Here is an 18,137-nt window from a genome sequence, read left to right as displayed (position 1 = left end):
AGGGAGCTTTTTCATGACTAAGTATATTTTTGTAACAGGCGGTGTAGTATCGTCTTTAGGAAAAGGTATTACAGCAGCATCTCTTGGAAGACTTTTAAAAAATCGTGGTTTAAACGTAACGATTCAAAAGTTTGATCCATACATTAACGTAGACCCAGGGACTATGAGCCCATACCAACACGGTGAGGTATTCGTAACAGATGATGGCGCAGAAACTGACTTAGACCTTGGTCACTATGAGCGTTTCATCGACATTAACTTAAACAAATACAGCAACGTAACAACAGGTAAAATTTACTCTTCAGTTCTTCAAAAAGAGCGTCGCGGTGAATATTTAGGAGGAACAGTTCAAGTTATTCCTCATATTACTAACGAAATTAAAGAACGCGTATATCGTTCTGGTCGTGAAACAAATGCGGATGTTGTTATTACAGAAATCGGTGGAACTGTTGGTGATATCGAGTCTCTACCATTCTTAGAAGCAATCCGTCAAATTAAGAGCGACATCGGTCGAGACAATGTAATGTACATTCACTGTACGTTAATCCCGTACTTAAAAGCAGCGGGTGAAATGAAGACAAAACCAACACAACATAGTGTTAAAGAACTTCGTAGCTTAGGTATTCAACCAAACATTATCGTTGTTCGTACAGAAATGCCTGTTTCTCAAGATATGAAAGACAAGCTTGCATTATTCTGTGACATCGATACAAAAGCAGTTATCGAAGCTCGCGATGCAGATACTTTATATGCGGTTCCATTATCTCTTCAAGAACAAAACATGGACCAAATCGTTTGTGATCACTTAAAATTAGACAATCCAGCTGCAGATATGACAGAGTGGACTGCGCTAGTTAACAAAGTGCGTAATCTTTCTAAGAAAACAAAAATCGCTCTTGTTGGTAAATATGTAGAACTTCAAGATGCTTATATTTCTGTTGTAGAAGCACTTCGTCATGCTGGTTACTCATTCGACACAGATGTAGAAGTAAAATGGGTAAATGCTGAGCATGTAACAGCAGAAAACGTAAAAGAATTAGTGGGCGATACAGATGGTATCCTTGTACCAGGTGGCTTCGGCGATCGTGGTGTAGAAGGTAAAATCGTTGCGATTCAATATGCTCGTGAAAACAAAGTTCCATTCTTAGGAATTTGCTTAGGTATGCAACTTGCATCAATCGAATTCGCACGTAATGTATTAGGTTTAGAAGGTGCTAACTCTTCTGAAATCAACCCTGACACACCATATGCAATCATCGACTTATTACCAGAACAAAAAGATGTAGAGGACCTAGGTGGTACACTTCGTCTTGGTCTATACCCATGTAAGCTTGCTGAAGAAACAAATGCTTACAATGCTTATAATGAGCCGGTTGTATATGAGCGTCATCGTCATCGTTATGAGTTCAACAACCAGTTCCGTCCGGATATGGAAAAAGAAGGATTTGTATTCTCTGGTACAAGCCCAGACGGCCGTCTAGTTGAAATCATTGAATTAAAAGACCACCCTTGGTTCGTGGCAGCACAGTTCCACCCAGAACTTGTTTCTCGTCCAAACCGTCCACAACCATTGTTCCATGACTTCGTAAGAGCTTCTATTACGAATAAAGAGAGCAAGTAATAAAAAAAGCGCCTGAAATAAGGCGCTTTTTTTAATATTCATTTAACATTTCATCGATTGTAAATTTGATTCCGTGATAAGCAAATAAAGCTACTATTAAACTTGGGAATCCGTAGCGATTACCTTCATCGTCTGGAATAAGACCTTTTAACAGTTTTGTATCAATATGTACGTCTGTATATCGTTCGAGTGATTCCGTACCTTCTTGAAGAGCAGAAATGCCGACAATAGAGTGTCCCTCTTCTTGTAGTTTTTTTGCAATTTCTACAACCGCTTCATCTGTTGAAAAACGGCTAATAAGAAGTACACGATCCGCAGAGGTTACTTCTGCTTCTTTACCATTTTCAAATAAGCGTTTTGCTTGCTTCATTGGTTCAGCACCGAATAGTGCCTCGGCAACAACGCCTTCCATTTCATTTGTACCATGTAAATAAATGAAACCATCGCCAACTAGTGCTTGAGCAAGTAAACGAGCACTATCTTCTATATTCATTTCTTCTTTTTGAGAAACTCTGGAGAAATAACCACTTAATTGAGTTGAAAAAATTTTTAACATAATGTTACTCCCTTCGTACGTGTTTGCCGGCTTTCATTATAGTTTATTTTTTTAGAAAGGTGAAATCGTAGGGTAGCATAACAAAATAGGAAACGGTAAAATAAGAAAGAATAGGAAGGAATTTGCCAAAGAATAGCGAAAATAAATCGTTAAGATATAAGAAGCTTTAAATCTTGTACTTACACAGAAAGGTTGGGAATTATGGAAGGTAAAATTTTAATCGTTGATGATCAATATGGGATTCGTGTGCTATTACATGAAGTGTTCCAAAAAGAAGGTTATCAGACATTCCAAGCAGCAAATGGATTTCAAGCTTTAGATATCGTGAAAAAAGATAATCCAGATTTAGTAGTGTTAGATATGAAAATTCCAGGCATGGATGGTATAGAGATTTTAAAGCATGTAAAAGAAATTGATGAGAGTATTAAAGTAATTTTAATGACTGCTTATGGAGAGCTTGATATGATCCAAGAAGCAAAAGATTTAGGTGCTTTAATGCATTTTGCTAAACCATTTGATATTGATGAAATTCGTCAAGCTGTGAGAAATGAGCTCGCTGTAGAGGCGTAAAAATGAATTTTTTATAAAAAATATGGAAAAAAGCGTTTACATGGACTATTGTGCAGGTGAATACGGTTGAGTTTTTGAGTACAAGTTGTTATCCTATTGAGTGTAGAAAAAAGTCCGGTATGTAGATATACATATTTTACCTTATTCTGGTCATACTACCAGCGATAAGAACTTATCGGATACAAAAAACGTTTTTTAGGAGGATTCACCATGCCTTTAGTTTCTATGAAAGAAATGCTAAACAAAGCACTAGAAGGAAAATACGCAGTTGGTCAATTCAACATGAACAACTTAGAGTGGACTCAAGCTATCTTAGCTGCTGCGGAAGAAGAAAAATCTCCTGTAATCCTAGGTGTATCTGAGGGTGCAGCTCGTCATATGACTGGTTTCAAAACAGTTGTAGCTATGGTTAAAGCTTTAATCGAAGAAATGAACATCACTGTTCCTGTAGCGATTCACCTTGATCATGGTTCAAGCTTCGAAAAATGTAAAGAAGCAATCGATGCAGGTTTCACATCTGTAATGATCGACGCTTCTCACCACCCATTCGAAGAAAACGTTGAAACTACTAAACAAGTAGTAGAATACGCACACGCTCGTAACGTATCTGTTGAAGCTGAGCTTGGAACAGTTGGCGGACAAGAAGACGACGTAATCGCTGAAGGCGTAATTTACGCTGACCCAGCAGAGTGTAAGCACCTTGTTGAAGCAACAGGTATCGATTGCCTAGCTCCAGCTTTAGGTTCTGTACACGGTCCTTACAAAGGTGAGCCTAACTTAGGATTCGCTGAAATGGAACAAGTTCGTGACTTCACTGGCGTACCTTTAGTATTACATGGTGGTACTGGTATCCCAACTGCTGATATCGAAAAAGCTATCTCTTTAGGTACTTCAAAAATCAACGTAAACACTGAGAACCAAATCGAGTTTACAAAAGCTGTTCGTGAAGTATTAAACAAAGACCAAGAAGTTTACGATCCTCGTAAATTTATCGGACCTGGCCGCGACGCTATCAAAGCAACTGTTATTGGTAAAATTCGCGAATTCGGTTCTAACGGTAAAGCGTAAGAATAAAATTCCGTTTTGGAAACCGTCTAGTCTTTTAGACGGTTTCCTTTCGTTGTATAATGAAAGCGTGAACAAGTCTAAAGATTTTATCATTTTTGTTTTTAAATAGAAAATAATGTGCATAGTCCTATTAATAAATGTGATAACGTATCTAAATTGATAAAGTGAATTCGATGAATAGTTGATCTTTATCTATTCGTGCTATAGGAGAAATGAAGATAATGGTTTCCTATTTATTGAGTTTTGGGATGGAAAGAGTAATTGAGATTCTTAAGGGGAGCTTTCTATAAAAAGATAGAAAGTAAATACATTCACAAGAAGGGAGCTCAATATGGAAAAATTGCTAATTGAAGGCGGAAGAGCTTTAAATGGAACAATTCGAGTAAGTGGTGCAAAGAACAGCGCCGTTGCATTAATTCCAGCGACAATTTTAGCAGATACTCCAGTAACTATTGGTGGTGTCCCTAATATTTCGGACGTAAAAATGTTAGGAGACTTACTAGAGGAAATTGGAGGGAAAGTAACTTATGGACAGGAGGAAGAGATGGTAGTCGATCCTTCTAACATGGTTGCAATGCCTTTGCCAAATGGAAAAGTGAAAAAATTGCGCGCTTCTTATTATTTAATGGGTGCAATGCTTGGCCGTTTTAAAAAAGCTGTTATTGGGCTTCCGGGTGGATGTCATTTAGGACCGAGGCCGATTGATCAGCATATTAAAGGGTTTGAAGCGCTAGGTGCACATGTTACGAATGAACAAGGTGCCATCTATTTAAGAGCAGATGAGCTACGCGGGGCACGTATTTATTTAGATGTTGTTAGTGTAGGAGCTACGATTAATATTATGCTAGCAGCTGTACGAGCAAAAGGTAGAACTGTTATTGAAAATGCAGCGAAAGAGCCCGAGATTATTGATGTAGCTACATTGTTAACAAGCATGGGGGCACGTATTAAAGGTGCTGGTACAGATGTAATCCGAATAGATGGTGTGGACTCTTTACATGGTTGTCACCATACTATCATCCCAGATCGTATTGAAGCTGGTACGTATATGATTCTAGGAGCTGCATCAGGAGGAGAAGTAACGGTTGATAACGTTATTCCTCAGCATTTAGAATCAGTTACTGCAAAGCTAAGAGAAGCTGGTGTTCAAGTTGAAACGAACGATGATCAAATTACGGTGAACGGTAATAGAAAGTTAAAAGTAGTTGATATCAAAACACTTGTATATCCAGGTTTTCCAACGGATTTACAACAGCCGTTTACGACGCTTTTAACAAAGGCGCACGGGACGGGAGTTGTAACAGATACAATTTACGGTGCCCGTTTCAAACACATTGATGAATTACGTCGTATGAATGCTCAAATTAAAGTAGAGGGTCGTTCGGCAATTGTAACTGGTCCTGTGTTACTGCAAGGTGCAAAAGTGAAGGCGAGTGATTTACGAGCGGGAGCGGCACTTGTTATTGCAGGTTTAATGGCAGATGGAATTACAGAAGTAACAGGACTTGAGCATATTGATCGAGGTTATGAGAATATAGTGGACAAGCTTAAAGGGCTTGGAGCAAACATTTGGCGAGAACAAATGACAAAGCAAGAAATTGAAGAAATGAAGAACGCATAAGTGATACTTCCGCAAGGGGGAAGTGAAGCATCACTACTTGCGGAAGTACACTTTATAGAAAAACACGGTTCACAAAATACGGCAGAAATATAAAGACTTAAAGGAGAGGGATTATCGTGGAGAGAAGTTTATCTATGGAGTTAGTACGTGTAACAGAGGCTGCAGCTTTATCATCAGCGCGTTGGATGGGGCGCGGGAAAAAGGATGAGGCAGACGGTGCAGCAACATCAGCTATGCGTGATGTATTTGATACAATTCCGATGAAAGGTACAGTTGTAATTGGTGAAGGTGAGATGGATGAAGCACCAATGCTATATATCGGAGAGAAATTAGGTACAGGATATGGACCACGTGTAGACGTTGCGGTTGATCCTTTAGAAGGGACAAACATCGTAGCAGCTGGTGGCTGGAATGCTCTTGCTGTTATTGCAATTGCAGACCACGGTAATTTGTTACATGCCCCTGACATGTACATGGATAAAATCGCGGTTGGCCCAGAAGCAGTTGGGGCGGTCGACATTGATGCGCCTATTATTGATAACTTACGTGCAGTTGCGAAAGCGAAAAATAAAGATATTGAAGATGTTGTAGCGACAGTTTTAAATCGTCCACGTCATCAAGAAATTATCGAAGAAATTCGTAAAGCTGGTGCTCGCATTAAATTGATTAATGATGGAGATGTAGCTGGAGCGATTAATACAGCGTTTGATCGTACAGGTGTAGATATTTTATTTGGATCTGGTGGAGCACCTGAAGGTGTATTAGCAGCAGTTGCTTTAAAATGTTTAGGTGGAGAAATTCACGGAAAACTATTGCCACAAAACGAAGCTGAATTAGCGCGTTGTAAAAAAATGGGTATAGAAGACATTAATCGTATCCTTCGTATGGAGGACTTAGTAAAAGGTGACGATGCAATCTTTGCAGCAACAGGCGTAACAGATGGAGAACTATTACGCGGTGTTCAATTTAAAGGTAGCGTAGGAACAACGCAATCCCTTGTTATGCGCGCAAAATCAGGCACAGTACGCTTCGTGGATGGACGTCATAGCTTGAATAAAAAACCAAACTTGGTTATTAAATAAAAAGCGTAAGCAGCTCGTTCAGAATGGGAGGGGGATGGAGCTTCTGACGTAGAGGCGCTTTTTGCCTCGTAGGAAGAAGTGAAGCCACCGACCATTCTAGCTGCTGAAGCTGGATTAAGTAAAAAGCGGAGGTGGCTTGCTCAGAAGGGGAAGGCATTGGAACTCCTGACGAAGAGGCGTTTTGTGCCTCGCAGGAAGGGGTGAAATGACTGATCCTTCTAGACACCGGAGCTGGATTAAATAAAAAGTGCAAGCGGCTCGTTCAGAATCGCAGGCTATTTGGAGCTCTCGACCTTGAAGCGCTCTTTGCTTCGAGTGAGAGAGTGAAATGGTCGACTTTTCTAACTATCGGAGCTGGAACTAAATTAAATAAGAAGCGAAGACAAATTTTCTTGTCTTCGCTTCTTGTATTTGTGTTCCAACGTATTGATTAAAACTAGATAAAAGGGTTACAATAGTGAATATTACCCTACTTGAACTTATTGCCTTTCATTATTAATTATTTGCCTTCCGTATTTTTTCCCTTTACCCATGAAAAAAGAGAATAACGTTAAAGTGTGGTGTCTGAATGAATTTGTCAATTGCAGCATTAGAAAACATGAAATTAAAAGAGTTATACGAGCTTGCGAAAGAATTTAAGATTTCGTATTATAGCAAGTTAACGAAAAAAGAGTTAATTTTTTCTATTTTGAAAGCTCGAGCAGAAAAAGAAGGTTTCTTTTTCATGGAAGGCGTATTAGAAATTATTCAATCAGAAGGATTTGGATTCCTACGTCCTATCAACTATTCTCCAAGCTCAGAAGATATTTATATCTCAGCTTCGCAAATTCGTCGTTTCGATTTACGTAATGGAGATAAGGTTTCTGGTAAAGTACGACCTCCGAAAGAAAATGAACGCTATTTTGGGTTATTACAAGTTGAAGCTGTAAACGGAGATGATCCAGATTCAGCAAAAGAGCGTGTGCATTTCCCTGCATTAACACCATTATACCCAGATCGCCAAATGAAATTGGAAACGGAACCTAAAAAGTTACCGACACGCATCATGGATTTAATCGCACCAGTTGGATTTGGACAACGTGGTTTAATTGTTGCGCCTCCAAAGGCTGGTAAAACAAGTCTATTAAAAGAAATTGCGCATAGTGTTACAACAAATCATCCGGAAGCAGAATTAATTGTACTTTTAATTGATGAGCGTCCAGAGGAAGTAACAGACATTGAACGTTCTGTTAAAGGAGATGTTGTAAGTTCTACTTTTGATGAAGTACCAGAAAATCATATTAAAGTAGCTGAGCTTGTGTTAGAACGTGCGATGCGTCTTGTAGAGCACAAGAAAGATGTTATCATTTTAATGGATAGTATTACCCGTTTAGCTCGAGCTTACAACCTCGTTATTCCACCAAGTGGTAGAACATTATCAGGTGGTATCGATCCAGCTGCCTTCCATAGACCGAAGCGTTTCTTTGGAGCTGCGCGTAATATTGAAGAAGGCGGTAGCTTAACAATTTTAGCAACAGCCCTTGTTGATACAGGATCCCGTATGGACGATGTTATTTACGAGGAATTTAAAGGAACTGGAAATATGGAACTTCACTTAGATCGTTCATTAGCTGAACGTCGTATCTTCCCGGCGATCGATATTCGTCGCTCTGGTACACGTAAAGAAGATCTATTAATTCCAAAAGAACATTTAGACAAGTTATGGGGCATTCGTAAAACAATGCGTGATACACCAGACTTCGTTGAAAGTTTCTTACGTAAGCTTCGTCAAACGAAGACAAATGAAGAATTTTTACAAAACATTGTTGCAGACTCAAAAAGGTATGTAACAACTAAGTAAAGGGAAAAAATCAGGACTCGCTTATTTTATAGTAAGCGAGTTTTTTATGCTGTTTAGGTGATATTAAAGAGAGAGAGAAGTGAGAGAAACTTAGCCAGTCAGAGCTAAACGAGCCGTCTCCACTTTAAGATAATATCCAGCTTCAGCGGCTAGAATGGTCGGTGGCTTCGCGTCTTCCTACGAGGCAAAAAGCGCCTCTACGTCAGAAGCTTCATCCCCCTCCCTACGAGGCAAAAAGCGCCTCTACGTCAGAAGCTCCATCCCCCTCCCATTCTGAACGAGCCGCTTGCGCTTTTAAAATTAAAAAGACAAAAACAGGTAGTTGCAAAATGAAGTTAGCCTTGTTATAATTTCATCATATGTGTTTCATCAATATAGTTGTGTATGCAGCTGAAGATGAAAAACTCTGTTTCGAAAATGATTCAGGGCGGAAGGAGATGAAAAGAATGAAAGCAGGAATTCACCCAGATTACAAGAAAGTTGTATTCATGGACACAAACACAGGCTTCAAATTCTTAAGCGGATCTACTAAAGGATCTAACGAAACTGTTGAGTGGGAAGATGGTAACACTTATCCATTACTAAAAGTTGAGATCAGTTCTGATTCTCACCCATTCTACACTGGACGTCAGAAGTTTGCTACTGCAGACGGACGCGTTGACCGCTTCAATAAGAAATACGGTCTTAAGTAATAAAAACATAAAACAGGCAAGTGTATGTATTCGCTTGTCTGTTTTTTTTGCGAAAATATTATACCTTTACCCTACTTTTAACTGAAAAGTAGATGAAAGGAGAGCTTCATGTACTTAATAAATCAAAATGGCTGGATTGAAGTGATTTGCGGTAGTATGTTTTCTGGCAAGTCAGAAGAGCTAATCCGCCGTGTGCGCCGTACGCAATTTGCAAAACAACATGCAATTGTATTTAAACCATGTATTGATAATCGATATAGTGAAGAAGATGTAGTATCACATAATGGATTAAAGGTAAAAGCAGTTCCTGTTTCAGCTTCAAAGGATATATTTGAACATATTACAGAAGAGCTGGATGTTATTGCAATCGATGAGGTGCAATTTTTTGATGGGGACATTGTGGAAGTGGTGCAAGTATTGGCAAATCGTGGCTATCGTGTCATTGTAGCTGGTTTAGACCAAGATTTCCGTGGTCTACCATTTGGACAAGTTCCTCAGCTGATGGCGATTGCTGAACATGTAACAAAACTACAAGCAGTATGTTCTGTATGTGGATCTCCAGCAAGTCGTACACAACGATTAATTGATGGAGAACCAGCGGCATTTGATGATCCAATTATTTTAGTTGGAGCTTCAGAATCGTATGAACCGCGTTGTCGTCATTGTCATGCAGTACCTGCAAACAAAGATAAGTAAAACTCGCTGCGCAAGGCGGGTTTTTTTCAAAATAGAGAGAATGAGCGGTGTGAGCCGCTTACGCTTTTAAATATATCTAGTTCTGGTGGCTAGCTCTTCGCATCTAAGAACCTTCCGCCCAAAAGGTAAAAAGCACCTTTAGGTCGAAAGAACCTTAGCTGGTCAGAGCTGAAAGAGCCACCGCCACTTTTAAATATATTATCTAGCTCCAGCGGCTAGAATCTCCGGCCATTTCGCTCTCTCGCTCGAAGCAAAAAGCGCTTCAAGGTCGAGAGCTCCAATGGCCTGCGATTCTGAGCGAGCCGCTTGCGCTTTTAAATATAATTTGCGTTTTTTTGAGTAAGTACCATATACTATTTGTATTAGATACTAGGATGTAGAGGTGAATGATGTGTTAGATCGTTTGCAAGCTGTAGAAAATCGTTATGAGAAGTTAAATGAATTGTTAAGTGATCCAGCGATTATTAGTGATTCAAATAAGCTTCGTGAATATTCAAAGGAACAGTCTGATATACAGGAAACGGTAGAGGTGTATCGTGAGTATAAGGATGTTCGTGAGCAATTAAAAGATGCGAAAGCAATGTTAGAAGATAAGTTAGACGCAGAAATGCGTGAAATGGTAAAAGAAGAAGTTTCTGAGTTAGAATCACAAGATAAAACATTATCAGAGCGTCTGAAAATTTTACTTGTTCCAAAAGACCCTAATGATGATAAGAACGTTATCGTTGAGGTTCGTGGAGCTGCTGGTGGAGACGAGGCAGCTTTATTTGCTGGTGACTTATACCGTATGTATAGCCGTTACGCTGAGGTACAGGGCTGGAAAACGGAGATTATTGAGGCTAGCTATACAGAGTTAGGTGGATATAAAGAGATTATCTTTATGATTAATGGTAAAGGTGCTTTCGCGAAGCTGAAATTCGAGAATGGTGCTCACCGTGTCCAACGTGTTCCTGAAACGGAATCTGGTGGACGTATTCATACATCTACAGCAACTGTAGCTGTATTACCAGAGGCAGAAGAAGTAGAAATTGATATTCATGAGAAAGATGTTCGTGTTGATACATTCGCTTCTAGTGGACCTGGTGGACAGAGCGTTAATACAACGATGTCAGCGGTGCGTTTAACGCATTTACCGACTGGTGTAGTTGTATCTTGTCAGGATGAGAAATCACAGATCAAGAATAAAGAAAAAGCGATGAAAGTATTACGCGCACGTGTTTATGATAAGTTTAGACAAGAAGCGCAAGCTGAGTATGATCAAAACCGTAAACAAGCTGTTGGTACGGGAGATCGTTCAGAGCGTATTCGTACGTATAACTTCCCGCAAAACCGTGTTACAGACCATCGAATCGGTTTAACGATTCAAAAGCTAGATCAAATCTTACAAGGTAAGTTAGATGATTTCATCAATGCCTTAGTGATGGAAGATCAGGCTCAAAAGATGGAGGCAGCTGAGTAATGCGTGTCTATGAAGCCCTGAAATGGGCTTCTTCTTTTTTACAGGAAAATGGACGAGATGAAAATGCGGGAGAAATTGTCCTTTGTCATGTATTAAAGGTGAACAGAACAGGATTACTTATGAATATGCGTGAAGAAATAACTGAGGATCAAGAGAAAAGCTTTACGGAGTTTATCCACAAGCATGTAGAAGGTATTCCTATTCAATATATGATTGGTTATGAAATGTTTTATGGACGGTCTTTCTTTGTGAATGAAGAAGTATTAATACCAAGACCGGAAACAGAAGAGCTTATAGTGGGAGTATTAGAAAGAATCGAGCGCCATTTTGGTGATGAGAAACTACATGTAGCAGATATAGGTACAGGTAGTGGAGCGATTTCTATTACGCTTGCTTTAGAAAATGAAAATCTTCATGTTTATACAGTAGATATTGCACAAGAGTCGATTGAAGTTGCAAAAGAAAATGCAAAAGCTTTAGGTGCAGAAGTAACGTTCTATCACGGTGATTTATTGTCACCATTTCATAAAACGGGTCAAAAGCTAGATGTTGTTGTTTCAAATCCTCCATATATACCGGAAGAGGATTGGCGTGGTCTTTCTCCTGTTGTGAAAGAGCATGAGCCGAAGAGAGCACTTGTTGGTGGTGAAGACGGATTAGATTTCTATCGCCGTTTTATGGAAGAATTGCCGAATGTGTTGCAGAAGAAAGCGATTGTGGCGTTTGAAATTGGAGTAGGACAAGGTGAGGATGTAAAAAGATTGTTACAACAAGCTTTTCCACATGCTCATGTTGAGGTTGTTTTCGATATTAACGGAAAAGATCGTATGGTATTTGCAGAGATGGAGTAAGGTTCACACCTTACTCTATTTTTTTGTGGAAAAATTCATATAGATTTTGAATTTAATAGTTTAGAAAGATGAAAGTCTGTCCACACTGTTTGTAGAAGGGACGGTGGAGGAAATGAAAAAACAAGTTATTGCTTATCTTCTTATACTATTAATTGGTGCACAGTTACTTGTGCAGTTTGGATATATGAAAGCTGATGCGAAAGGGCCTTCAGTTATTCCGAAAGAGGCCGTTCGATTACGAATTTTAGCAAATAGTGATTCAGATAAAGACCAGGCATTGAAACGTAAAGTGCGTGATGAAGTAAAAGCACAAATTGATGGGTGGGTAGCGGATTTAACTTCATTTGAAGAGGCACGCAAAGTAATTCAAAGTCATATTCCAGAAATCGAGAAAACGGTGGAAAATACGTTAAAAAGAGAAGGAAGTAAAGATTCATTTCAAGTTAAATTTAGTAAGAATGTAAAGTTTCCTACAAAGGTATACGGGAATTTTATTTATCCAGCAGGAGAATATGAAGCGGTATTAATCACAATTGGAGAAGGTGAAGGGGCGAACTGGTGGTGTGTATTATTTCCACCAATGTGTTTCTTAGATTTTTCGAGCGGGACAGCTGTAAGAAAAGAAGAGCACGTTGTGAAGGCGGAATCTCCTGAAGAGGAGCAGGTGAAACAACTAGATGAGGAAGTAATAGATAAAGAAGAGAAGAAAGTAGATAAGGTAAAAGAAACGAAAGCTGTAAAGCAGGAAGTAGTAAAAAAAGTAACAGCTTCTGAAAAGAAAGTAGTAAAAAATGAAACAAAAGTCGAAGAGCAGCCTGTAAGTAAAGAAGAAATGAAAACTGTGGAAAAAGTGGAGAAACCTGTGGAGAAAAAACAAGAAAAGCAAAATGAGTATGTAAAAGTAGAAGAGGAAGAAGAAAAGCCAGAAGTTAAATTGTTTATTGTAGAAGCTTTTACATCTTTATTCTCTAAATAGTACTATTAATAAATCCCTCTTCATATATAAAAATGAGGAGGGATTTATTATGAAGAAAGTGTATTTTGCTACGAAAGCAGATGTGGAAAGATTACATTCTTTTTTCGGACAAGCTAATAAAAAAGATGATAAAATAAATGAGTTGTACGCACAATTTATGATTTTGGAAGAGGCGGAAGAAATACGAGCTGTAATTGGTTATGAACAAAGTGGGGAAGATGTGCTTATTCGTTCTTGTTTATTCACACCTCATGTGGATAAACAGACTTTCTTATATTTTTTTGAAATGTTTTTGCAGTATATGAAAGAAAAAAGTGTTCAACAATTGTACTTACTAACAAATCATCCACAATCTGTACCGATCTTTCAGTTTTTTGACTTTTTTACTATAGAAAAGGATGAGGTTCCAGAGGGAATTCAACAACTAGAACATTTTTGTAAAAATATAAAAGAGCAGAATGCAATAATACTAAATTGTCAGCTATTCACAAAGTTATCCACGGATTAATTAGGTTTATCCACATTTTGTGGATAAACCTTGTTTGTCTTTTGGATAAATCTCATAGTAAACTAAAAATATACAAGTATTTAAGGGTAGAAAAGGACGTGGAAAAAAATGCATACAAACATGTGGGTTGTGGATAATGTTGTGGAAAGAAAAAAATATTATCCACAGTTACAAGAAGCAGCAAAATTATTAAGAGAAAATGAGGCGGTGGCTTTCCCTACGGAAACAGTATATGGGTTAGGTGCAAATGCGATGGATGATGAAGCAATCGCGAAAATTTTCGAAGCGAAAGGAAGACCGAGTGATAATCCACTCATTGTCCATATAGGTACAAAATCTCAGTTAGATGGGATTGTGAAAGAAATTCCACCAGTTGCAGAGAAGTTAATGGCGCATTTTTGGCCAGGACCATTAACAATTATTTTGCCGAGAAAAGAAGGGATTTCAGAGAAGGTGACGGCAGGACTTAATACGGTTGGAGTAAGAATGCCTGATCATCCAATTGCACTTGCTCTTATTGAAGAGGCGAATGTACCTGTTGCAGCACCAAGTGCGAATCGTTCAGGGCGTCCAAGTCCAACATTAGCTTCTCACGTATATGAAGATTTGAATGGGAAGATTGCAGGTATTGTTGATGGTGGTGCAACTGGAGTAGGCGTTGAATCAACTGTAATTGATTGTACAAGCGCGGTTCCAACAATATTACGTCCAGGTGGGATTACGAAAGAACAATTAGAAGCGGTGATAGGTACTGTTTCTTTAGATCCAGCTTTAAAGGATGAGAAGGAAAAACCGAAATCGCCTGGAATGAAATACACACATTATGCGCCGAAAGCACCACTTAGTATTGTTGAGGGTTCACGTGAGTTTATTCAGCATCTTGTGGATGAGAAAAAGGAAGAAGGATTTAAAGTAGGCGTATTAACGACAGAAGAGTATCAGCATGTATATAGTGCAGATGTTATATTATCTTGTGGTGTTAGAAGTGACTTAGCTAGTGTTGCGACTAAATTATATGATGTACTTAGAACATTTGATGCAAGTGAAGTGGATGTTATTTTTAGTGAGTCATTCCCTAATGAAGGAATAGGGAATGCAATTATGAATCGTTTAACAAAAGCGGCAGGACATCATATTATTATTGAATGATAAGGTAAGATTAGCAAACAGAATATTTCTCCTTGGATAAGCATATTGTGAAGTAGCACGTCCAAGGAGGGGCATGAATGACGTTTGAACAGCTAATACCTTTAATAATTATGGCATTCGCCTTAGGGATGGATGCGTTCTCGGTGAGTCTTGGTATGGGGATGATACCCCTAAAGTTAAGACAAATCCTGTATATTGGTATGACGATAGGGATATTTCATATTATTATGCCGTTTATAGGAATGGTACTAGGTCGTTTTTTATCAGAGAAGTATGGAGATATCGCACATTTTGCGGGTGCTATTTTATTAATCGGACTAGGGTTTTATATCGTATATTCGAGCATTTTACAAAATGAAGAGACTAGAACAGCCCCTATTGGAATTAGTTTATTCGTATTTGCATTTGGCGTCAGTATAGATAGTTTCTCAGTAGGACTTAGTCTTGGTATTTATGGGGCACAAACAATTATTACGATTTTACTTTTTGGATTTGTTAGCATGTTATTAGCGTGGATGGGTTTATTAATTGGGAGACATGCGAAAGATATGCTCGGTACATATGGTGAGATAGTAGGTGGTATCATTTTGGTTGGGTTTGGATTATATATCCTTTTTCCTATATAATTTTATGTAGGAGGGAATTATGAACAAGCTATTGGAATGGTATGTTAAATTTTTGACCTTCTATCCTCGATGGCTAAGAAGACTTATAATTTGGGGTATTATTTTGCAAATTTCGATGTTAGGTTGGATTAAGTTAATTCGTGAATGGTGAGATAGTTCCTTTCTGTGAATATTTTGTTTGTACTATATTTATTGCGCTAAAAATTACAGATATAGAAAGGATGAGATGAATGACGAGATTGAAGCAAGTTTTTGGTATTATTATTAGTTTTTTTGTTTTTTGGTTTAGTATGCTCGGTGTACAAATGTTTGCTGAGTTTTTAGATATTGAGTCATTGAAATTTGTTGCGGGAAAGACTGAGGCGGCGCGTGCCTTTTACTCTCCGTACCCGTTTTTAATTGTTTTTCTTATTACATTGCTTTCCCTATACTTCTTCGTAATTAAGCTAGGGAAGCCGAAAAAAGAGAAAATGCCTACTTTAGAGGAAAAGAAGGAAGAATTACAATGAGAAAATCCCCTGCTAAAAAGCAGGGGATTTTATATTTGAGTGATGGGAGGAATCTAGCCGCCTTGCTTTTAAATATATCCAGCTCCAGCGGCAAGCTCTTCGCATGAAGCAAAAAGCGCTTCAAGGTCGAGAGCTTGAAGTGTCCTGCGATTCTGAACGAGCCGCTTCCGCTTTTAGATTGGCCTAACCAATTCAAATTGTTCTCCTAATTTTGCATAGTTGTGTCCTGCTAGGCGGCTTATTGGTTTGAGTCCTTCGGCGTGAATGCGCCCTTTTTCATATAGATGTTCGGCAACGTGGAAACGAACGACGCGTCCAATTAGTAGATCACAAGCTGGTGAGTCTTCCGTTCCGCCAAGTGGAATTGCACGTTCTAATACGCATTCCATTCGAATATTTGCTTCTTTTACACCTGGAACAGAGATGACTTCACTTTCGATTGGTGTTAGTTTTGCTAGTTCAATTTCACTTTCATTTGGCGGGAGATTAGCTGCTGTTTCGTTAATTGCTGCTACATATGATTCGTCAGAAATATGTACGACAAATTCTCCTTTTTCAATTGCGTTTCGGGAAGTGTCCTTTCTTTCTCCGGCTTTTCGTTGTACAGATACTGAGATAAGTGGTGGATTAGCAGCGACAATATTGAAATAACTATATGGTGCTCCGTTTAGTACGCCTTCTTTTGTTACAGAAGTAACGAATGCGACAGGACGAGGGATGATACTTCCAGTAAGTAATTTGTAATTATCTTTTTCAGTTTGTTCATTTGGATTAATGGATAACATGCTTGTAATCCCCTTTCTAAATATGAATACTTATTGTTTGTTTACAAGATAACGATGAGAAAATCCTGCTGGAAATAATATTTTGTTTCATAAAAAGAACTTACTTCAATTGTAATGAAGTAAGTTCTTTTTTCAAGAATCTCAAATTTGAGATAAAAATTAAAGTAAAACGTATGCGCCAGGTCCGATTAAAGCTACACCAACAGCGACAGCGATTAACATTAAGTTATATTCATATCCGTTTTGTGTTACCCAGTAACCATTTTTTCCGTGAACAGTGAAGATAGCCATTAACATTGTTCCAACGATAAATAATGAACCAACTACAATGAAAATACCTGATGCAAATAAGAAACCACCTAGTAATTCAGTTGCGCCAGCCATAAATGCCATAAATACACCAGGACGTAAACCGATTGACTCCATCCAGCCACCTGTTCCTTTTAAACCGTAACCGCCGAACCAACCAAATAATTTTTGAGCGCCATGACCCATGAATGTAATTCCTATAATAAGACGAATAATAAGTAGACCGAAATCCATCATTTTTAAAAACCTCCTAAAAGTTATTAACTTACCTTACGTAAGTAATAATAAGATAGTTACTTACTTTAGTCAAGTTGATTTTGAAAAAAGTTTGAATTAAATTTTACAAATTAACAACAAAAAATAAAATGTAGTAAAGACCTCTAGACAAGTTGGGCAAAAAAAGAGAAAATATAAATAGAAGTTAACTTCTAATTGTTATTCAGACAATCAGAATTGACTGGAATTTTGTGAAGCGCTACAATAAGAGTCTATTAGTAATGACGTAATTTATTTCGAAAGCGTTTTTACAGTATAATATTCGAAGTATGAAGTCTTACATGTATCCCGAGCTTTACTAGGGATTGCCCTATAAACTTTTAGGTAAATTATAAGGAGGACTATCCTATGTTTAAAAAATTATTCGGTCTTGGTTCAAAAACAAATGAAGAAACAATCGTAGCTCCATTAACTGGAGCAGTGAAAAATATTGAAGAAGTACCAGATCCAGTATTTGCTGGTCGTATGATGGGTGACGGTGTTGCAATCGATCCTACTGAAGGTGTAGTTGTATCTCCAGTTGATGGTGAAATCGTACAATTATTCCACACAAAACATGCTATCGGAATTAAAGCGAAAAACGGTACAGAAATTTTAATCCACGTTGGATTAGAAACTGTAAAAATGGAAGGCGAAGGTTTCGAAGCTCACGTTTCTGAAGGCCAAGCTGTAAAAGCTGGAGATAAATTAATCTCATTCGACTTAGAATTAATCCGTGAAAAAGCGAAAAGCACAATTACTCCAATTGTTATTACAAACACAGATGCAGCTGAGTCTATTAAGACAACTGTAGGCGTAGCAGCTACAAAAGGTTCAACAGAAGTAATGAAAGTTACAATGAAATAATTGCAATATAAGAGGAATCCGTTTCGTATGAAATGGATTCCTTATTTTGTTGCATGTTCAGCATGTATGTTAAAATACTCTAGGCACTTGGAAATAG

20 protein-coding genes are annotated in these 18,137 nt (G+C 38.2%); 17 read left to right on the top strand and 3 right to left on the bottom strand.

Going from position 1 to position 18,137, the window contains the following annotated elements:
* Positions 1-13 precede the first annotated feature (13 nt).
* Complete coding sequence (gene pyrG, locus GBN78_RS15280; protein ID WP_000170460.1) at positions 14-1,621, top strand: CTP synthase; 1,608 nt, start codon at positions 14-16, stop codon at positions 1,619-1,621.
* 31 nt (positions 1,622-1,652) lie between these two features.
* Here pyrG and GBN78_RS15275 read toward each other — a convergent pair whose 3' ends face one another.
* Positions 1,653-2,177: a DUF2529 domain-containing protein gene (locus tag GBN78_RS15275; RefSeq protein WP_000912402.1), complete on the bottom strand. Its 525-nt coding sequence runs from the start codon at positions 2,175-2,177 to the stop codon at positions 1,653-1,655.
* Between the two features lie 201 nt (positions 2,178-2,378).
* Between GBN78_RS15275 and spo0F the strand changes: the two genes are divergently transcribed.
* The 15 genes from spo0F to GBN78_RS15200 all read left to right on the top strand — a co-directional run bounded on the left by spo0F (position 2,379) and on the right by GBN78_RS15200 (position 15,824).
* Positions 2,379-2,747, top strand: a complete 369-nt coding sequence (spo0F, locus tag GBN78_RS15270) for a sporulation initiation phosphotransferase Spo0F (protein ID WP_000398594.1) — start codon at positions 2,379-2,381, stop codon at positions 2,745-2,747.
* Positions 2,748-2,957: 210 nt separating this feature from the next.
* The gene (locus GBN78_RS15265; RefSeq protein WP_001131855.1) at positions 2,958-3,815 is read left to right on the top strand and encodes a class II fructose-bisphosphate aldolase; all 858 of its coding nucleotides are present in this window, start codon (positions 2,958-2,960) and stop codon (positions 3,813-3,815) included.
* A gap of 331 nt (positions 3,816-4,146) precedes the next feature.
* Positions 4,147-5,436: a UDP-N-acetylglucosamine 1-carboxyvinyltransferase gene (murA, locus tag GBN78_RS15260; protein ID WP_000413254.1), complete on the top strand. Its 1,290-nt coding sequence runs from the start codon at positions 4,147-4,149 to the stop codon at positions 5,434-5,436.
* 116 nt (positions 5,437-5,552) lie between these two features.
* On the top strand, positions 5,553-6,518 hold the full coding sequence (gene glpX, locus GBN78_RS15255; RefSeq protein ID WP_000442340.1) for a class II fructose-bisphosphatase: 966 nt from the start codon (positions 5,553-5,555) through the stop codon (positions 6,516-6,518).
* A gap of 568 nt (positions 6,519-7,086) precedes the next feature.
* On the top strand, positions 7,087-8,358 hold the full coding sequence (rho, locus tag GBN78_RS15250) for a transcription termination factor Rho (protein WP_001053903.1): 1,272 nt from the start codon (positions 7,087-7,089) through the stop codon (positions 8,356-8,358).
* A gap of 446 nt (positions 8,359-8,804) precedes the next feature.
* Complete coding sequence (locus tag GBN78_RS15240) at positions 8,805-9,050, top strand: type B 50S ribosomal protein L31 (RefSeq protein ID WP_000643433.1); 246 nt, start codon at positions 8,805-8,807, stop codon at positions 9,048-9,050.
* 108 nt (positions 9,051-9,158) lie between these two features.
* Positions 9,159-9,746: a thymidine kinase gene (locus tag GBN78_RS15235; protein ID WP_000280859.1), complete on the top strand. Its 588-nt coding sequence runs from the start codon at positions 9,159-9,161 to the stop codon at positions 9,744-9,746.
* Between the two features lie 391 nt (positions 9,747-10,137).
* The gene (prfA, locus tag GBN78_RS15230) at positions 10,138-11,205 is read left to right on the top strand and encodes a peptide chain release factor 1 (RefSeq protein ID WP_000887064.1); all 1,068 of its coding nucleotides are present in this window, start codon (positions 10,138-10,140) and stop codon (positions 11,203-11,205) included.
* On the top strand, positions 11,205-12,056 hold the full coding sequence (prmC, locus tag GBN78_RS15225) for a peptide chain release factor N(5)-glutamine methyltransferase (protein ID WP_001267055.1): 852 nt from the start codon (positions 11,205-11,207) through the stop codon (positions 12,054-12,056). The genes prfA and prmC overlap by 1 nt, the downstream gene beginning before the upstream one ends.
* A gap of 112 nt (positions 12,057-12,168) precedes the next feature.
* Entirely contained in the window at positions 12,169-13,032 is an 864-nt protein-coding gene (gene spoIIR, locus GBN78_RS15220; protein WP_002097913.1) for a stage II sporulation protein R, read from the top strand.
* Positions 13,033-13,081: 49 nt separating this feature from the next.
* Entirely contained in the window at positions 13,082-13,540 is a 459-nt protein-coding gene (locus GBN78_RS15215; RefSeq protein WP_000758437.1) for a GNAT family N-acetyltransferase, read from the top strand.
* A 108-nt stretch (positions 13,541-13,648) separates the two neighbouring features.
* The gene (locus GBN78_RS15210; RefSeq protein ID WP_000557351.1) at positions 13,649-14,689 is read left to right on the top strand and encodes an L-threonylcarbamoyladenylate synthase; all 1,041 of its coding nucleotides are present in this window, start codon (positions 13,649-13,651) and stop codon (positions 14,687-14,689) included.
* Between the two features lie 77 nt (positions 14,690-14,766).
* Positions 14,767-15,315 (top strand): manganese efflux pump MntP, encoded by a 549-nt coding sequence (locus GBN78_RS15205; protein WP_000142463.1) that lies wholly within the window; start codon positions 14,767-14,769, stop codon positions 15,313-15,315.
* Between the two features lie 19 nt (positions 15,316-15,334).
* On the top strand, positions 15,335-15,466 hold the full coding sequence (locus GBN78_RS30885; RefSeq protein ID WP_001037636.1) for a hypothetical protein: 132 nt from the start codon (positions 15,335-15,337) through the stop codon (positions 15,464-15,466).
* 79 nt (positions 15,467-15,545) lie between these two features.
* Positions 15,546-15,824 (top strand): DUF3935 domain-containing protein, encoded by a 279-nt coding sequence (locus tag GBN78_RS15200; RefSeq protein ID WP_000197472.1) that lies wholly within the window; start codon positions 15,546-15,548, stop codon positions 15,822-15,824.
* Between the two features lie 173 nt (positions 15,825-15,997).
* Here the strand turns inward: GBN78_RS15200 and GBN78_RS15195 are convergent, their stop codons facing one another.
* Positions 15,998-16,609, bottom strand: a complete 612-nt coding sequence (locus tag GBN78_RS15195; RefSeq protein ID WP_000949054.1) for a flavin reductase family protein — start codon at positions 16,607-16,609, stop codon at positions 15,998-16,000.
* A gap of 159 nt (positions 16,610-16,768) precedes the next feature.
* Entirely contained in the window at positions 16,769-17,155 is a 387-nt protein-coding gene (locus GBN78_RS15190; protein WP_000968616.1) for a DoxX family protein, read from the bottom strand.
* Positions 17,156-17,542: 387 nt separating this feature from the next.
* Between GBN78_RS15190 and GBN78_RS15185 the strand changes: the two genes are divergently transcribed.
* Positions 17,543-18,040, top strand: a complete 498-nt coding sequence (locus GBN78_RS15185) for a PTS sugar transporter subunit IIA (protein ID WP_000473665.1) — start codon at positions 17,543-17,545, stop codon at positions 18,038-18,040.
* Positions 18,041-18,137: the final 97 nt, after the last annotated feature.

The sequence above is a fragment of the Bacillus sp. B2-WWTP-C-10-Post-4 genome (assembly GCF_009183805.1).
GTDB classification, from domain to species: Bacteria; Bacillota; Bacilli; order Bacillales; family Bacillaceae_G; genus Bacillus_A; species Bacillus_A cereus.
This window is presented reverse-complemented; position numbering and strand designations above follow the sequence as displayed.

Bases quoted from the DNA above. Each gene is read 5' to 3' on its own strand.
- pyrG (WP_000170460.1), top strand. From the start codon at position 14: ATGACTAAGTATATTTTTGTAACAGGCGGTGTAGTATCGTCTTTAGGA.
- GBN78_RS15275 (WP_000912402.1), bottom strand. From the start codon at position 2,177: ATGTTAAAAATTTTTTCAACTCAATTAAGTGGTTATTTCTCCAGAGTT.
- spo0F (WP_000398594.1), top strand. From the start codon at position 2,379: ATGGAAGGTAAAATTTTAATCGTTGATGATCAATATGGGATTCGTGTG.
- GBN78_RS15265 (WP_001131855.1), top strand. From the start codon at position 2,958: ATGCCTTTAGTTTCTATGAAAGAAATGCTAAACAAAGCACTAGAAGGA.
- murA (WP_000413254.1), top strand. From the start codon at position 4,147: ATGGAAAAATTGCTAATTGAAGGCGGAAGAGCTTTAAATGGAACAATT.
- rho (WP_001053903.1), top strand. From the start codon at position 7,087: ATGAATTTGTCAATTGCAGCATTAGAAAACATGAAATTAAAAGAGTTA.
- GBN78_RS15240 (WP_000643433.1), top strand. From the start codon at position 8,805: ATGAAAGCAGGAATTCACCCAGATTACAAGAAAGTTGTATTCATGGAC.
- GBN78_RS15235 (WP_000280859.1), top strand. From the start codon at position 9,159: ATGTACTTAATAAATCAAAATGGCTGGATTGAAGTGATTTGCGGTAGT.
- prmC (WP_001267055.1), top strand. From the start codon at position 11,205: ATGCGTGTCTATGAAGCCCTGAAATGGGCTTCTTCTTTTTTACAGGAA.
- spoIIR (WP_002097913.1), top strand. From the start codon at position 12,169: ATGAAAAAACAAGTTATTGCTTATCTTCTTATACTATTAATTGGTGCA.
- GBN78_RS15215 (WP_000758437.1), top strand. From the start codon at position 13,082: ATGAAGAAAGTGTATTTTGCTACGAAAGCAGATGTGGAAAGATTACAT.
- GBN78_RS15210 (WP_000557351.1), top strand. From the start codon at position 13,649: ATGCATACAAACATGTGGGTTGTGGATAATGTTGTGGAAAGAAAAAAA.
- GBN78_RS15205 (WP_000142463.1), top strand. From the start codon at position 14,767: ATGACGTTTGAACAGCTAATACCTTTAATAATTATGGCATTCGCCTTA.
- GBN78_RS30885 (WP_001037636.1), top strand. From the start codon at position 15,335: ATGAACAAGCTATTGGAATGGTATGTTAAATTTTTGACCTTCTATCCT.
- GBN78_RS15200 (WP_000197472.1), top strand. From the start codon at position 15,546: ATGACGAGATTGAAGCAAGTTTTTGGTATTATTATTAGTTTTTTTGTT.
- GBN78_RS15195 (WP_000949054.1), bottom strand. From the start codon at position 16,609: ATGTTATCCATTAATCCAAATGAACAAACTGAAAAAGATAATTACAAA.
- GBN78_RS15190 (WP_000968616.1), bottom strand. From the start codon at position 17,155: ATGATGGATTTCGGTCTACTTATTATTCGTCTTATTATAGGAATTACA.
- GBN78_RS15185 (WP_000473665.1), top strand. From the start codon at position 17,543: ATGTTTAAAAAATTATTCGGTCTTGGTTCAAAAACAAATGAAGAAACA.